The 293-nt window shown below is 77.1% G+C and carries 1 pseudogene; it reads right to left on the reverse strand.

The window, feature by feature from the left end:
* Positions 1-103 precede the first annotated feature (103 nt).
* Positions 104-293 (reverse strand): annotated as a pseudogene (locus TN53_RS43890) (copper homeostasis protein CutC); the annotation flags it as partial.

Consider the following 293-nt stretch of genomic DNA (forward strand, 5'->3'; position numbering starts at 1 on the left):
GCCGGCAGCGCCCGTTCGACAGTTCCCCGCGCCCCTGAGTCGGTGCCGGCAGCGCCCGTTCGACAGTTCCCCGCGCCCCTGAGTCGGTGCCGGCAGCGCTCGTTCAGAGGCCGCCCTGGCCGGCCTGGGCGGACTCGGCGTCCACCGCCCGGCGCCACTGCGCCACCGCCTGCGCCGACACCGGTCGCTCCCATCCCCCGGGCCGCGCCGCCCCGCCGATGTGAAACGCGTCGAACCCGGCGACCAGAAGCCCCGGCACATGGTCCAGGGTCAGGCCGCCGCCGACCAGGAGC

This window comes from Streptomyces sp. WM6386 (assembly GCF_000972385.1).
Taxonomy (GTDB): Bacteria; Actinomycetota; Actinomycetes; order Streptomycetales; family Streptomycetaceae; genus Streptomyces.